The sequence below is a fragment of the Deltaproteobacteria bacterium RBG_16_64_85 genome, from assembly GCA_001798885.1.
GTDB lineage: Bacteria > Desulfobacterota > Deferrimicrobia > Deferrimicrobiales > Deferrimicrobiaceae > FEB-35.
In genome coordinates this window covers 1-15,697 of record MGQW01000046.1, presented here as the reverse complement: position 1 = coordinate 15,697, position 15,697 = coordinate 1, and the positions used below count along the sequence as shown (strand labels likewise).

General features: G+C 64.3%; 12 protein-coding genes and 1 pseudogene. 3 read left to right on the top strand and 10 right to left on the bottom strand.

Going from position 1 to position 15,697, the window contains the following annotated elements:
* The 7 genes and pseudogenes from A2Z13_10550 to A2Z13_10520 all read right to left on the bottom strand — a co-directional run bounded on the left by A2Z13_10550 (nucleotide 1) and on the right by A2Z13_10520 (nucleotide 7,014).
* Nucleotides 1–502, bottom strand: a pseudogene (locus A2Z13_10550) (pilus assembly protein PilC).
* A gap of 21 nt (nucleotides 503–523) precedes the next feature.
* The gene (locus A2Z13_10545) at nucleotides 524–1,621 is read right to left on the bottom strand and encodes a type IV pili twitching motility protein PilT (GenBank protein ID OGP78870.1); all 1,098 of its coding nucleotides are present in this window, start codon (nucleotides 1,619–1,621) and stop codon (nucleotides 524–526) included.
* 28 nt (nucleotides 1,622–1,649) lie between these two features.
* Nucleotides 1,650–3,338 (bottom strand): type IV-A pilus assembly ATPase PilB, encoded by a 1,689-nt coding sequence (locus tag A2Z13_10540; protein ID OGP78869.1) that lies wholly within the window; start codon nucleotides 3,336–3,338, stop codon nucleotides 1,650–1,652.
* Between the two features lie 57 nt (nucleotides 3,339–3,395).
* The gene (locus A2Z13_10535; GenBank protein ID OGP78868.1) at nucleotides 3,396–4,277 is read right to left on the bottom strand and encodes a shikimate dehydrogenase; all 882 of its coding nucleotides are present in this window, start codon (nucleotides 4,275–4,277) and stop codon (nucleotides 3,396–3,398) included.
* Nucleotides 4,274–4,870, bottom strand: a complete 597-nt coding sequence (locus A2Z13_10530) for an HNH endonuclease (GenBank protein ID OGP78867.1) — start codon at nucleotides 4,868–4,870, stop codon at nucleotides 4,274–4,276. The genes A2Z13_10535 and A2Z13_10530 overlap by 4 nt, the downstream gene beginning before the upstream one ends.
* Before the next feature lie 53 nt (nucleotides 4,871–4,923).
* Nucleotides 4,924–6,333 (bottom strand): L-seryl-tRNA(Sec) selenium transferase, encoded by a 1,410-nt coding sequence (locus A2Z13_10525; GenBank protein ID OGP78866.1) that lies wholly within the window; start codon nucleotides 6,331–6,333, stop codon nucleotides 4,924–4,926.
* Between the two features lie 15 nt (nucleotides 6,334–6,348).
* Nucleotides 6,349–7,014 carry a GntR family transcriptional regulator gene (locus A2Z13_10520; protein OGP78872.1) on the bottom strand — a complete coding sequence of 222 codons (666 nt, stop codon included), beginning with the start codon at nucleotides 7,012–7,014 and terminating at the stop codon, nucleotides 6,349–6,351.
* 121 nt (nucleotides 7,015–7,135) lie between these two features.
* Between A2Z13_10520 and A2Z13_10515 the strand changes: the two genes are divergently transcribed.
* Nucleotides 7,136–7,927 (top strand): hypothetical protein, encoded by a 792-nt coding sequence (locus A2Z13_10515; GenBank protein OGP78865.1) that lies wholly within the window; start codon nucleotides 7,136–7,138, stop codon nucleotides 7,925–7,927.
* Between the two features lie 4 nt (nucleotides 7,928–7,931).
* Here the strand turns inward: A2Z13_10515 and A2Z13_10510 are convergent, their stop codons facing one another.
* From A2Z13_10510 to A2Z13_10500, 3 genes are read right to left on the bottom strand one after another with little or no spacing between them, the layout of a single operon-like run.
* Nucleotides 7,932–9,227 carry a hypothetical protein gene (locus tag A2Z13_10510; protein OGP78864.1) on the bottom strand — a complete coding sequence of 432 codons (1,296 nt, stop codon included), beginning with the start codon at nucleotides 9,225–9,227 and terminating at the stop codon, nucleotides 7,932–7,934.
* The gene (locus A2Z13_10505; protein ID OGP78863.1) at nucleotides 9,202–9,555 is read right to left on the bottom strand and encodes a hypothetical protein; all 354 of its coding nucleotides are present in this window, start codon (nucleotides 9,553–9,555) and stop codon (nucleotides 9,202–9,204) included. The genes A2Z13_10510 and A2Z13_10505 overlap by 26 nt, the downstream gene beginning before the upstream one ends.
* Nucleotides 9,556–9,562: 7 nt before the next feature.
* A complete protein-coding gene (locus A2Z13_10500; GenBank protein OGP78871.1) occupies nucleotides 9,563–9,964 on the bottom strand; it encodes a hypothetical protein in 402 nt (133 codons plus the stop codon).
* Nucleotides 9,965–11,947: 1,983 nt separating this feature from the next.
* Between A2Z13_10500 and A2Z13_10495 the strand changes: the two genes are divergently transcribed.
* Nucleotides 11,948–14,449, top strand: a complete 2,502-nt coding sequence (locus A2Z13_10495; GenBank protein ID OGP78862.1) for a hypothetical protein — start codon at nucleotides 11,948–11,950, stop codon at nucleotides 14,447–14,449.
* A gap of 1 nt (nucleotide 14,450) precedes the next feature.
* The coding region (locus tag A2Z13_10490) for a ribonuclease G (protein ID OGP78861.1) at nucleotides 14,451–15,697 on the top strand (1,247 nt) is incomplete at its 3' end.

Genomic DNA, 15,697 nt, shown 5'->3' with positions numbered 1-15,697 from the left:
TCGCCCCCTTGATCTTCTTGGCGAGCTTCATCGCCTTTTCGATGTGCGCGGCAAGGCGGGCCAGGATCGTGTCGAGGATGCCGCCGACCTCTCCGGCCGCCACAAGGTTGACGAACAGCTCGTCGAAGACCTTCGGGTGCTTCGTCAGGGCGTCGGCGAAGGTGGAGCCGCTCTCCACGTCCTCCTTCACCTTCAGGATGACCGATTTGAACGCCTGGTTCTCCTGCTGCATCCCGAGGATGTCCAGGCACTGCACGAGGGGAAGCCCCGCGTCGATCATCGTGGCGAACTGGCGCGTAAAGATCGCCAGCTCCTTCTGGCTGACTTTCGCCCTGAATCCCGGGAGCTTGAACCCCAGATCCTTGGCCTTGGGCTTGACCTTGACGGGGACGATCTGCTGCCTGCGCAGTTGCGCGAGGACGAACGCTTCGTTGGGCGCTTCGAGCTCCCCGGAAAGATTTCCGCCGGCCCTGGTCTTGCCTTCCCAGACGTATTTCGGCATCGGTTCCTCCGCGCTTGCCCGCTAGGTTCTTTTCGCGGCGGCCTGCGGGGCGTTGTGCGCCGCCGAGAGCAGGGTCCGGAACTCCTCGGGATCGGAGCTCCTTCCGACGGCGTCATCCAGCGTGATTTCCCGGCGCAGGTACGCAGCGAGCAGCGACTGGTTCATGGTCTGCATTCCGAACTTGGACTGTCCCACCTGCATCTGGGAGTAAATCTGGTGGACTTTCTCCTCCCGGATGAGGTTCCGGATCGCCGGATTGGGGATCATCACTTCCAGGCAGAGAACCCTGCCGAACCCGGATGCCTTGGGCAGGAGGATCTGGGAGACGACCCCCTCGAGGACGAACGACAGCTGGGCCCTCACCTGGGGTTGCTGGTACGGGGGAAAGACGTCGAGGATGCGGTTGATGGTCTGAACACACGAGTTGGTATGGAGCGTGGCGAACACCAGGTGGCCGGTCTCGGCGACCGTCAGCGCCGCCTCGATCGTCTCCAGGTCCCTCATCTCGCCGATGAGCACGACGTCCGGGTCCTGCCGGAGGATGTGCTTGAGGGCCTTCTTGAAGCCCTGGGTGTCCGCATTCACCTCCCGCTGGTTGATGACGCACTTCTTGTGCGGGTGCAGGTATTCGATCGGATCCTCGATCGTGATGATGTGCTCCTGGCGCTCCGAGTTGATCTTGTCGATCATCGCGGCGAGGGTCGTCGACTTCCCGGAGCCCGTCGGCCCCGTCACCAGGACGAGCCCCCTCGGCTTCTTGCACAGATCCTTCAGCACCGACGGCAGGCCCAGATCGTCGAACGTCCGGACCCGGAACGGGATCGTCCGGAACGCGCCCGCCACGGCCCCCCGCTGCATGTAGATGTTGGCGCGGAAGCGGCTCAGGCCCTTCACGCCGAAGGAGAGGTCCAGCTCCCATTCCTCTTCGAACCGCTGCTTCTGGGCCTCGGTCAGGATGCTGTAGCAGAGCCGTTTCGTGTCCTGGGGGGTCAGCGGCTCCGCCGGCAGCGGGAGCAGGCGCCCGTCCACCCGGATGGTGGGGGCGATCCCCGTCGTGAGGTGCAGGTCGGAGGCTCCCTTCTCGTACATGACGCTGAGCATCTCGTGTACCGAAATCATCGGCATCTTCTCCTTTTGTCTTCCCCGCTCAATCGGGAGCGGTCACCCGGAGCACTTCCTCCAGCGTGGTGACCCCCTCCTCGATCTTCGAAAGCCCCGACTGCCGGAGCGTCTTCATCCCGAGCCGGATGGCTTCCCGCTTGACGTCGATCGCCGATCCCCCCCGCAGGATGAGTTCCTTGAGATCTTCCTTGACCGGCATCACCTCGTAAAGGGCGACGCGCCCCCGGAACCCGGTGCCGTTGCAGTCGTCGCACCCCCTCCCGCGGGACGGCCGGGCCTGCTTCAGCCGTTCAGGCTTCATCCCCGCGTCCAGCAGCGCCTTCGGGAGGATTTTCACTTCCTCCTTGCAGTTTCCGCAGATCCTGCGGGCCAGCCGCTGCGCCAGGATCAGGTTGAGCGACGAGGAGACCAGGAAAGGCTCGATCCCCATGTTCAGCAGGCGCGTGACGGTGCTCGGCGCGTCGTTCGTGTGGAGCGTGGAAAGGACGAGGTGCCCCGTCAGGGACGCCTTCACGCCGATTTCCGCGGTTTCGTAGTCGCGGATCTCCCCCACCATGATGATGTCGGGGTCCTGGCGGAGGAAGGAGCGCAGCGCCGCCGCGAACGTGAGCCCGATCTCCTCCTTGACCTGCACCTGGTTGATCCCGGCGAAGTTGTATTCCACCGGGTCCTCCGCGGTGGAGATATTGTCGGTGGTCTTGTTCAGGTCGGCAAGGGCCGAGTAGAGGGTCGTCGTCTTCCCCGAGCCGGTGGGACCGGTGACCAGGATCATCCCATAGGGGCGGTGGATGGCCTCCTGAAAGTCTTTGAGCGCATCGATCTCGAAGCCGAGCTTGGTCATGTCGAGCTCGAGGCTCGCCTTGTCCAGAAGGCGCAGGACGATCTTCTCGCCGTAGATGGTCGGCAGGACGGAAACGCGGAAATCCATCTCCCTCCCCTTTCCGACCTTGAGCTTGATCCTGCCGTCCTGGGGGAGCCTTCGCTCGGCGATGTCCAGGCTGGACATGATTTTCAAGCGGGAGGACAGGGCGTTGCGCAGCTTCACGGGGGGGCGCATCACCTCGTAGAGCACGCCGTCCACGCGATAGCGGACGCGGAATTCCTTCTCGTACGGTTCGATGTGGATGTCCGATGCGCGCCTTTTGATCGCCTCGGTGAGCACGAAGTTGGCGAGCTTGACGACCGGGGCGTCGTCGACCCCCCTCTCCTGGTCCAGGGCCTCGAGATCCTCCTCCCGCACGATCTCCAGGTCTTCGTCCAGCTCGGAGATGATGTCCTTGAAATCCATCGACTGGTCGAAGAACTTGTTGATCGCGGAGGTGATGTCCTTCTCGGACGCCAGCACCAGCTCCACCGCGTAACCGGTCTTGAACCCGATGGCGTCGATGATCGCCATGTTCGACGGATCGGCCACGGCCACGATCAGCTTCGCCCCGACGCGGTTGATCGGGAGCGCGAGGTGCTTCTGGACCATTTCCTCGGGCAGGAGGCGGACGACTTCGACGTTGATCTCGTATTTGGAGAGGTCGACCACGGGAACGTTGAACTGGCGCCCCAGGAAAGCCAGCAGTTCCGGCTCCTTGATGAAGCCGGACTTGACGAGGACCGATCCGATCCGCTCCTTGGTCTTCTTCTGGGTATCGAGAGCGTTCCGCAGCTGCTCGGGGGTGATGATGTTCCCCTTCAGCAGGATCTCCCCGATTTTGGTTGCCATTACGGACATTGAATAGTCACCAATTAGAGTATTAATTACACTATATTTATCATAAAATTAATCATCATACTGCAACTGTTTTTCCGCCATCGATAGAAATGTCTCCGCAGGAACCTTTCTCCCCGTCCAGAGGAAAAAACTCCTTGCCGCCTGGTGGGCCAGCATCCCCAGGCCGTCGATGGCGGGGATCCCCCTCTTTCTCAACCGGCGGACAAGGGGGGTTCCCCCTTTCCGGTAGACTATATCGGCAAAACAGGAAGATTTCTCTATACCCCCCTCGGGAAAATTTTTCCACTCCCCGGACAGGCCGAGGGAGGTGCACTGAACGATCAGGTCTGCCCCGTGAAATTCCTCCATCATTCTGGAGGGTTTCAGCTCTCCCGCGGAAATCGACGCCGACGGGAACCGCGGAGAAAGGGTGCGGACGATCTCCGCCGCGCGCGAGGGGTGGCGATTCAGGACGGCCATCTCCTTCGCCCCGCAGCGGCAAAGCTCATAGGCGATCCCCCGGGCGGAGCCGCCCGCCCCCAGGATCACCACCCGCCGGAAGCGTCTCCCCCACCCCGCCCCTTGCACCGCGTCGAGTAGGCCGCTCCCGTCGGTGTTGTCGGCGAACAGCCGCCCCCGCCTCACGCAGACGACGTTCGCGGCGCCGCAGACGTCGACCGCCTCCGACCGTTCGTCGGCCAAGGCAGCAGCCTCTTCCTTGAACGGGATCGTCACGTTCCCCCCGAGGAAATTCCCGGCGCGGACGACCCGGAAAAAATCGCGGAGGAACCCCGGCGTCAGGTCCACGCCGACATATCGCAAAGGAAGGCCGAGCCGGGCGATGACGCCGTTGTGCATCGCGGGACTCAACGAATGGGACAGGGGGTGCCCGACGATAAACAGGAGGGATTCCAGGAAGCCCCGACTTCCGGTATTCCGCGAGCGAATCACCTTTCGAGTTCGAGGTTCCAGTAGGTGAAGTCGACGAGGTTCAGGAATGGCAGCCATTCCCGATGGATCGGGGCGCGAAGGGAGAAGGCGTATTCCGGCTTCCACCGGGGCCGCGCGGGGCGAACGATCGTGCGCATCCCGACCTCCTCGGGCAGCATCCCGCCCTTCCGCTTGTTGCACGGGAGGCAGCTGCAGACGATGTTCTCCCACGTGGCGTCCCCCCCCCGCGACCTCGGGACGACGTGGTCCAGGTTCAGCTCGTTCCGGGGGTGGCTCTTGCCGCAGTATTGGCAGGTGTTCCGGTCCCTGACGAAGATGTTGTGCCGGCTGAAGCGCACGGTACGCTTCGGGACCCGGTCATAGGCAACCAGCACGACGACCCTCGGGATCCGGATCATCCTCCCCACAAGCCCCACAGCCTCGTCGTGGGTGTGGATGGACAGCTCGCTCCACGACTGGAAATCGAACATTTCGTACTGGGAGTTGATGGCCCTTGCAAGCCCGGAGTAAAGAAGGCAGAATGCGCGGCGCACATTCGTGACGTGGACAGGGAAAAACGCCCGGTTGAGGACGAGCACACCGGAATTCAGCATGTCCTTTTATACACTGGCGGGAACACGCGTTCAACAACTTTGGCGGGCACCGGTCAATCCTTTTTCGCGGCAGTCAGCAGCGCAGCCGCGAGGAAGGGAAGCTCGTCGTCACGGACGGTCCGCAGGTCGAGGAGCAGCTTCCCCTTCCCGATTCGCGCCACGACCGGGGGATTTCCCTGCCGGAGCCTCCCCTCCAATTCCTCAACGCGCACGTCCGGATGGGACACGGCGACGCAGGACGTGGGGATCTGGACTTCGGGCATCGCTCCCCCGCCGGGGGAGGAATGCGTGCGTTCGACGGAAAGGAGCAACCCCCCGCCGTTCCCCGTCCGAACCCGCCGGACGAGCTTCCGCGCCCTCGCACGCACGGCGGGTTCCCCCTCCGTGATCATCGCCAGCACGGGGACGCGGGCAAGCGCCCGGTGCGGGTCGGCGTACAGGCTCAGCGTGGCCGCCAGCGCGGCCAGGCACAGCTTGTCGATCCGCAGGGCCCGGGAGAGGGGGTGCCTTTTCAACGGATCGACGAGGGCCTTGCGCCCCACGATGATCCCCGCCTGCGGTCCTCCGAGAAGCTTGTCCCCGCTGACGGTCAAGACGCCGGGGCCCTTCCGGAGCGCCTGTCTCATGGTCGGGGTGCCCGGAATGCCGGCACCGGAAAAATCGAAGAGGGCGCCGGAGCCGAGGTCCTCCATCACCGGGATCCCCCGCCGCTCGCCCAGGGCGGAAAGCGTAGCCGCCGAAACCTCCTCCGTGAAACCGGAGATGCTGAAGTTGGAGCGGTGGACCTTCAGAAGCAGGGCCGTGCGGCCGGTGATGGCCTTTTCGTAGTCCTTGAGCCGCGTCCGGTTCGTCGTGCCCACCTCGACGAGGATCGCCCCGCTTTCGGCCATGATGTCGGGGATCCGGAAAGAGCCGCCGATCTCCACGAGTTCACCGCGGCTGACCAGGACCTCCCGCCCCCGGGCCAGCCCCGCCAGGCAAAGGAGAACGGCCGCGGCATTGTTGTTGACGACGTGCGCCGACTCGGCGCCCGTGAGCGCGACGATCCGTTCCTCGATGTGGACGAGGCGGGAGGAGCGGCTCCCCGACGCGAGGTCGAACTCCAGATTGGAATAGCCGCGGGCCACCTCCAAAATGGCGCGGATCCCCTCCTCCGGCAGCGGCGCCCGACCGAGGTTGGTGTGGATGACGACCCCGGTCGCGTTGATCACCCGGCGAAGCGATGGCGCCTCCCCCGTTGCGATCTCGGTGGGAAGCCGGGACAGCAGGAGGGCCGTCCATTCCTCACGGCTTCGGAAAGGTCCCCCGATCCCGGAGGCCTCGCGGCGGAAGACGGAGATCGTTCTCCGGATGGCTTCCACTACGACGGTGCGCGGGACCCGGGCCAGGAGCTGCCGGATTTCCGGGGTTTCCAGCAGGGAGGCGACGGATGGAAGATTACGCAATCGGTCCGGATCGGGCATCGAAGTCCCCCCGGATCACCCCTTCGCCAATTCCCGGAGAAGGACCTTCTTTCCGTATTGGGCGTTCTTGATCACGAGGGACTCCGCCATGTCGGCGTTCCGCTTTCGGAACGCAGCGATGATCTCCCAGTGCTGGCGGATGGACCCTTCGATCTTGCCGCGCATGGCGAGAATCAACCGGAACCGCTGGAACTGCATCACCATGTTCTGGACAATGGCGTGGAGCTTCTCGTTTCCGCATGCCTTGAGGAAGATGTCGTGAAACTCGTTGTGAAGGACGAGGACCTTGCGAAGGTCCTTCCTGGCGGCGGCGACCTCCATCTGGCGGTTCACCGCCTCCATCTTGGCCATCTCCTTCTCCGTGAGCACCTTGGTCGCGCATCGCGCGGCGTACCCTTCGAGCACCATTTTCAGGTCGTAAAAGTCGGAGATGTCCTTGGCCGAAAGGGAGGCGACGATGGCCCCCTTCCGGGGGATGACCGTGATGAACCCTTCGGACTCCAGCTGGCGGAACGCCTCCCGGATCGGAGTCCGGCTGATGCCGAAGTGGTCGGCCAGATCGGGTTCCGCCACCCGTGCGCCGGCCGCTATCTGCCCGTTGACGATCGCATTGCGGACCGTTTCGACGATCTTTTCCCGGAGCGTCAAGTGATTGTCGATCTGGATTTTGAGTTTTTGCAGCAATCGGACTCCTGACCATATTACGGGTTGCCGGATAATGTATGCAGTATACACCTGTATGTCAAGGATTTTTCGGGATCGAACTTGCCCCGCCGGAGGGGATGGGATATCGTTTCCAGCCATGGACTGGACGATCCACACCACGGTTCCTTACCCGATGCTGGAGGTCCCGGAAACCACCCGTCTCCTCGCAGAGAACGGCGTTGGGCCCGAGATCTATTTTACGGCAAACACGCTCGACTCCATCACGCCGGGGCATGCCTACGCCGTGGCCGAGTCGCTGCGCGCGGGGGGGGTCCGAACCGCCACCTTCCACGCTCCCTTCGAAGACCTCTGGCCCGGCGCCCGGGACGAGGAGGCCCGCCGGCTTGCGGTCCGCCGGCTGCGTCAGGCGATCGCGCTCGCCCCCCTCTTCCGCCCCCGGGGGATCGTGGTCCACGGCGGGTACTACGGCTGGATCTACGATTTCGATTCCGACCGGTGGTTCGAGCCCGCCCGACGGACCTTCGAGGCAGTGGTGGAAACCGCCGAGAAGGAGGGCGTCGATCTCTTCCTGGAAAACGTCTTCGACGAGGCCCCGGAGCACCTGCTCCGCCTGAAGAGCGCAATCGGCTCGAAGCGCCTGGGATTCTGCTGCGACGCCGGCCACGCGACCCTCTTCTCGGGCCTTCCCGTCCACGAGTGGGTGGAGGCGTTCGGCCCGGACCTGCGCGAGCTGCACCTCCACGACAACCGGGGCCAGCGGGACGATCATCTTCCCCTGGGCGAAGGGGCGATCCACTTCCGGGGAATCCTGCACGCGGCGCTGGACGGGGGTTCTTCTCCCATCCTGACGCTGGAACCCCGCAGCATAGAGCATTTCCACCGGGGACTCTCCGCCCTCCGTGCCCTCCTGGCGGAACTTCAACGATAAGGGATCAGTGCAGGTCCTTCAGCGTCCGGTCCAGGAATTCGAGCGTGGCCATGCGGGAAAAACGTTTCCCCAGCCCCGTGAAAACGGGAGTCTCCTGCGGGTCCCCCGCGAGTTCCCTGCGCAGGGACCGGAAAAACATCCGCGCGACGTTCGGATCGTAATGGCGACGGAGGCAGGACCGGATCTCTCCCAGCGCCGCAAGCAGGGGAAGGCTGTCCCGGTAAGGACGGTCGGAGACCATGGCGTCAAACGCGTCGGCCAGCGCGATGATCCGCGCCCCCATCGGGATCTGGCGATCCCTCTTCCCGCCGGGATAGCCCGTGCCGTCCAGCCATTCGTGATGGTCTCTCGCCAGCTGGGCGACGTTCGGATAGGGGAACCGGATCTCGGATAGGATCTCGAAGCTCGTCTGCGGGTGCCTCCGGATCTCCTCGACTTCCTCGGCCGTCAGGGAGGACGGCTTCATCAGGATGGAGCGGGCCGTCCCGATCTTCCCGATGTCGTGAAGGATGGAGGCGATGTGGATCGCCTGCACCTCCTTCTCCGGCAGCTTGAGCCCTACCGCGATCGACACCGAGATCTTCGCCACACGCTCGGAATGCCCCCGTGTGTAGGGGTCTTTGGCCTCGATCGCCATCGCCAGAGCGCGGATGGTATCGAGATAGATCTCCTGCATTCCCGCCAGCAACCGCTCGTTTTCCTGAACCTGGAACCGCAGGATCTCGTTCAGGCGGAAGATGTCGGACAGCACCCTGTGGTTGGAGATGTGAGTGGACAGGAGAGACGTCATCACGCTCAGGGTTTCCCTCTGCCGCAGGGTCAGCGGCTCTCCCGTGAACGTGGGGCCGAGTGCCAGGAGGCCGAGAGAGCCGTTCCGGGTTCCGAGGGGGCAGAGAACATTCACCGAAAAGACCGGTACCGCCCGCTCGATGTCCGCAGCAGCCTTCCGGATTGCGCCGGAGATCTCGCGCCGCCCCATCCAGACCGGCTGGCTCGAGCGCCGAAGCGCCGAAACAAGCTCCTTCGACGTTTCGATCGGCGGGATCCCCGGGGGGAGGCCGCGGGAAACGCGTACCCGAAACTCGCCGTCCTCCTTGAGGAACAGAACCCCCTTCACGATCGAGTAGGTCCCCAGGAGGACCATGAGGGCGAGGTGGAGGGATTCGTCGAATTCGCGTGCCCGCGCGAGGCAGAGCGTGAAATCCCGCAGGGCCCTGAGCTTGAACGCCTCCCGCCGCCCCGCGGGGAGGCGATCCCCGCCGACGGAGCCGGGTTCAGGCCGACTGGGCGAAATACCCAAGGGCTTCCTCTTCCAGGTCGAATGCCCGAACGTACCGGGCAACGCCGGTCATCTGGAACAACTCGCGGTTGATGCGGCTTAAGGAACAGAACGCGAGCATCCCGTTGCGCTCCATGATCTTTTCGACGATGTCGATGATGATCGAGATCCCGATGCTGTTGATCAGGCGCGTCCCCTCGAAATTCAGGAGGATCTTCTTGCTCCCCGCATCGAGGGCTTCCTGGACCACCCGCTCCACCTCTTCACCCAGGAGGCTGTTCAGGTATCCGTCGATGTACACCACCAGGGCGTCGTCCGCCCGGCGCGTCCGAACCTTCAGATAACTCACGATGGCTTCACTCGGGACCCGGAGATCCCGCTCCTTCCTTTCCGGGTTCGTGACCCAGGTATTTTACCATCCGCACAACGGTTCCCCGCTCGCCTGTCGCGATCTCCACGTCGTCCACCAGCTCGCGGATGAGCTTGAGGCCCCACCCGCGATTGCGCTTCGACTCCTCTCCCCCGTGTCCGCCGCGAAACCCTTTCCCCTCGTCCTGGACGAACAGCTCGATCTTCTCGGGAGAGAGGATGTACCGGAGCCTCACCTTCCCCGACTCCGCGCCGCTGTGCTCGAAGGCATTGATGCACGCCTCGATGAGCGCCATCTTGATCCGGTCGACGGTGTCCTTGTCCAGTGAGGCGTAGGCTGCCACCTCCTCCGCCACGCGGGCGGCGACGATCTCCGTGTCCGCCTTCATCGGGAGCACCAGCTCGAACTCCAGTGGCTCCGCCCCCGGCGGGAATTCGGGAGCCTTGTGCTCTTCCGGTGTAAGGTCGAGCTCTTCCACCCCGAACAGGTTTAAAAAGAGGCGCATCTGGGAGCGGTGACTCAGGAAGATATCGTACTGGGCCACGCGTTCGAGGGCGGCAGGGTCGACGGATCCATCGAACAGGATCCACTTCCGGAGCTGCTCGGGCTTCAGCCCCTTCTCCAGGCTCAGCAGCCGGCACCGGTTCTCGAAGTGCTCCACCGCGTTGGCGGTCAGGGCCTTCTCCGTCATTACATCCGCCGCCCAAATCACCAGGTTCTCCTCGGAAAACTCGGCGTCGAGGAACCCGTAGGCCACGAGGTCGAAATCGAACCGCGGTCCGCCGCGGCGGGTTCGGTATCCCGTGGAGACGGAGCTGATCTTGGGCAGCCGCATCTTCTGCGGTTCCCTCTCCATCCCGATCACCACCTCCAGAAGTCCCTTCCCTCCGAACCGCTCCCGGAAACTGCCGAACCGGAACAGGAGCATCGGCACCTCGCGGCAGTCCCACCTCCGCATCAGCTCCTTGGTCACGCCGACCCACTTCTCCCGGCTCCCCTCCGTGGACTCCGCGGTGGCGCGGGACAGCTTGGCCTGCACCAGGGCCGCGCCGACCTGGGAGCTGCTCTTCCCCAAAACACCCCGCTCGAACGCCCAGTAAAGAAAGTCGGCCAGCACCGGATCGCCGACGAACCGCAGCTGCTCGAAGTCGGACTTGAGCAGCCCCTTGAACTCCAGCGCCGACAGGATCTCCCCGCCCTCTTCCGGGGAGGTCCCCAGGAGGGACAGCGCTCCCTCGAAGGTGTCGAGGGGAAACTGATCGCACACGACCCGCTTGAGGAATTTGATGGCACGGGCGCGCAACATCCGTTCGGGGAATGCGCTCTCGAAGAATTCCCGCCAGTACCGGTTGAGCTGCCCCTCGGTAATCGACAGGGCAAACAGGTTCTCGAACCCGATCTCGTCGGTCACCTGCGCGTCGCGGAAGGAGACCTCCTCGGCGAACATCCGCTGGTAGACCGGAATGTACCCCAGCCGCGCGGCCGCTCGGGCCTGGATGTGGCCGGGCATCTGGATCTTCCGCCGCTCGAACAGGGAGGTCCACATCTTCTCCGAAGCCGCGGGGGAGAGCCCTCCAACTTCCATCAGCTGGAACGACCCGAACAGGCCTTCCCTCTTGAGGGAGGAAGTCACGTGTCCCGGGGAGGAGCCCGAGAGGATCATCGGGAAATGTCCCGACTTGATGTACGGGCGCAGGATCGAAAGGACGGCGCCGTCGGGAATGTTCTGCAGTTTGCACGTATACTGGAAGTCGTCGAAGAGGAAGACGGGATAGAAGATCTCTCCCCCCGGCACGAACGGGAAGGAAAAGGCGTTCACCAGCGCCGAGAGGCCGTCGCCGCGATCCGTGAAACGCCGGTGAGCGAGGATGAATTCGCGGCAGTCGATGAGGCCGTAGATCCCGAGTCGATCACTCAACGCGTCGATGTCGAATGCCGCCGGGGGGGAATCCCCGAGAAAGACCAGCAGCTGCCAGAGGTATTCCTGGAGGAAATGCTGGGAGAGGGCCAACGGATGGGAAAGGATCTTGCTGAACGAGAAGTAGAACGGGAAGGGGCGCGGCGGGGCGGCCCCATCCGCGAGCGTCTGGAGGTCGTATTTCAGCTTGAGGAGAAGGGAAGTCTTTCCGACGTTGGGTGGCCCGTAGATCATCACGGACGCGCCGATGCCGGATTTCCCCTCGAGGCACACCCGCAGGAGGGCCGCCAGCTCATCGTCGCGGCCGAAGAACTCCTCCGCCCGGAACGAGAACCCGGCGCCCTGGTTCCAGATCAATCGCACTGCAGTGCGGCTCCTGTCTCGCTCGTGATCCTGTTAATTTAACTTGAAACCATTGATTTTTAAATAATTAGTTGGGAATGTAGAATCATCATGAGAACGATTCCTCCTTCCGTGCAGAAACCGTCCCGGTACAGCGGGAGCGAGGTGCGGCGTCCGCTCCTCTCCTGGGAGACCGCGAAAACCCGCGTCCTGCTTGCCTTTCCCGACGTGTACGAGATCGGGATGTCCCACCTGGGAATCCTCCTTCTGTACGAGATCCTGAACTCCCGGCCGGGAACTCTCTGCGAACGCGTCTTCGCGCCCTGGCTCGACATGGAGGAGCACCTCCGGGCAACCGGCGCGCCGCTTTGCTCCCTCGAATCGGGGCGACCCGCGCGCGAATTCGATTTCATCGGGTTCTCCTTAAGCTACGAGCTGACCTATTCCAACGTCCTTTCGATGCTCGACCTTTCCGGCATCCCCCTGCGCAACCGGGAGCGGGGCGAAGGCGACCCGCTGGTCCTGGGCGGAGGTGTGTGCACGCTCAATCCGGCGCCTGTCGAGGCGTTCTTCGACGCCTTGCTGGTGGGAGACGGCGAAGAGGCGGTGCTGGAAATCCTCTCGAGCGTTGAAGAATGGAAGGAACGGAAAGGGACGCGGCGGGATCTCCTGGAAGGACTCTCCCGGATCGAGGGGGTGTACGTCCCCGGCGTCTCCGCCGGGGTTTCCCGGCGCGTCCTGCCGGATCTCGCCCGCTCTCCCCTGCTTCCCGCGCCGATCCTCCCTTCGATGCGCGTCGTCCACGATCGCCTGAGCATCGAGATCTCCCGCGGCTGCACGCGGGGATGCCGGTTCTGCCAGGCGGGCTACGTCTACCGGCCCGTGCGGGAGCGCGACCCCCTGCTCCTTTTGCGCTATTTGCAGGAAGTGGCGCCCTGGACGGGATACGACGAAGTCGGACTGCTTTCGCTTTCGGCCGCCGACTACGGTTGCATCGACCGGCTGATCACCGAAGCGATGGAGACGCTTTCGCCCCAGCGGATCTCCGTCTCCCTGCCGTCGTTGCGACTGGATGCCTTGCGCGAGAACACCGTCCGGCAGATCCGAAGGGTCCGCAAGACCGGCTTCACGCTGGCTCCGGAGGCGGGCACGGAACGGCTCCGGCAGTCCATCAACAAGGACATCCGCGACGAGGAACTCCTGCGCTCCGCGGAGTGGATCTTCGCCAACGGCTGGCAGACGCTCAAGCTCTACTTCATGGTGGGGCTGCCGGGGGAAACGGCCGCGGACGTTGCCGCCATCGGGCAGATGGCGAAGCGGGTGGCCTCCGTCGCCCGCCGCCACGGGAAGCGGAACACGGTCACGGTGAGCCTGACCGCCTTCGTACCCAAGCCGCACACGCCGTTCCAGTGGGAGCGCCAGATCGGAAAGGAGGAGATCGAGGAGCGGATGGCGATCGTCCGCGCAGAAGTCGCACGGGACCGGAATATCGAGGTGAAATTCCACTCGCCCGCGGTTTCCGAGCTCGAGGGGGCGTTTTCCCGGGGGGACGGGAGGCTTTCCGGTATCCTCCTTCGCGCCTACCGGTTAGGGGCGCGATTCGACGCGTGGACCGAGGCGTTCCGGCCGGACGCATGGCGGCAGGCGTTCGCGGAGGCGGGAATCGACCTGCGTGAGTATCTAGCGGAGCGGAATCCCGCGCTGCCTCTCCCCTGGGATTTCGTCGACGCGGGGATGGACCGGGAGTTTCTTCTTTCCGAGCGCGAGAAAGCGCGTTCCGGTCAAGCGACCCCCGACTGCCGCTCGGGAGAGTGCTCCGAGTGCGGGGCCTGCCCGCAGGGGCTCTCCAACGTCACCTACTCCTCGATGACGACGTCGGAGGAGGCGGTGCCTGCCGCGGGAAAACCGGCCGCTTCCGTCGCCTGCGCGCCGGCCCAGGCAGGGCGACATCTCCTCCGCATCCAGTACTCCAAGGAAGGTCCGGCGAGGTTTCTCTCCGGGCTGGAGATCCAGTCCCTGTGGGGCAGAGTCCTGCGGCGGGCGGGCTTCCCCGTCGCCTACAGCCAGGGGTTCCATCCTGCCCCCCGTCTCTCCTTCTCGCCGGCGCTCCCCGTGGGAACCGAGAGTCTCGCCGAGTTCGTGGAGGTGGAATTCACCCTGCCGGTGATCGCAACGGAGCTCGAGGAAAAACTGCCCGCGGTCCTCCCGGAGGGGATCGGCATCGTCTCCGCGCGCCTTGTGCCCCCCGGCGGTCCCCGCCTCTCCGGCTTCGACATCCATGGCACCTACCGGATCGAACCCATCCACCCTTCCGGATTCCCGGAGAACGCGACCTCCGGCCGGGCCGTGGAGGCGTGGGAAAAGTTCGCCGCATCCGAGTCCTTCCCGGTGACGGTCTCGCGGGAGGAAACGCGCCTTACGATCGACCTCAGGGCCCTGGTGTCCAAATTCCTGATGAACGGCGACGGGCTCTTCATTACAATCATCCATGGGACAGGGAGGGGCATCCGGCCGCTCGACGCAGCTTCGGCGCTCCTGGGCGTGACGTTGGCGCCGGACCGGTTCCTCCCGAAAAAAATCGCCGCGGAACTCGTTCCGCGCAGAAAGAGATAACGTGCAGAAGGCCAACAAGCTCATCGTCATCAACTCCGCACCCTACGAGACCCGCGTGGCGACGCTGGAATCGGGGATCCTCGTGGAGCTCCTCATCGAGCGCCGGGGGGACCAGAACATCGTCGGCAACATCTACAAGGGGAAGGTCATCCGCGTTCTTCCGGGAATGCAGGCCGCCTTCGTGGACATCGGGATGGACAAGGCGGGCTTCCTCTTCGCCGGCGACTTCGTCACCCCGCAGCTCGAGCTCGACTCCGACGGGAGCGAGGAGCCCGTGCTCCCGGAGGACATCGGCATCCGGGAGGCGCGGTACCCGCAGGAGCACTTCCTCCCGCCGATCGAGGGGCTGATCCGCGAGGGGCAGCACATCCTGGTGCAGGTGGCCAAGGAGCCGCTGGGCACCAAGGGGGCGCGGATCACCAGCCACATCACCCTGCCGGGACGGTACCTCGTCCTGCTCACCTGGTCCGCCCACATCGGGATCTCCCGCAGGATCGACGATGCGGAGGAGCGGGAACGCTTGAGCCGGCTCGTGGAGAAGATCCGGCCTGAGGGGATGGGGGCCATCGTCCGTACGGCCGCCGAGGGGATGTCGGAGGCGGAACTCAAGGCGGACATGGATTACCTGGTCTGTCTCTGGGAGGCGATCCGGAAGAAGAGCGAGGCGTCCAGCGCGCCGTTCCTCGTCCACCGGGAGTTGTCGCTCTCGCTGCGCGCCGTACGGGACCTCTTCTCCGCGGACATGGACCGCATCGTAGTCGACTCCGAGGAGGAGCACGCACGGATCCGGGGGTTCGCGGCCCAGTTCTTCCCCCGCATCCAGGAACGGATCGAGCTGTTCGGCGGGCCGCAGCCGATCTTCGAGCACCACGGCATCGAGATCGAGCTGGCGCGCGCCCTGGACAAGAAGGTCTGGCTGAAAAGCGGCGGGTACATTGTCATCGAGCAGACCGAGGCCCTCACCGTGATCGACGTCAACACGGGGAAGTACGTCGGCCGGACCTCGCTCGAGGAGACCACGATCAAGATCAACCTGGAGGCGGTAAGGGAGATCGTCTACCAGCTCCGCCTGCGCAACATCGGAGGGATCATCACCATCGATTTCATCGACATGAAGAGCGAGGAGAACCGGGAGAAGGTGTACCAGGCGCTGGTCGACACGCTGCGCGCCGACCGGAGCAAAACGACGATCTGCAAGATCTCGGAGCTGGGCCTGGTGGAGATGACGCGGAAGCGGGTTCGCGAGAG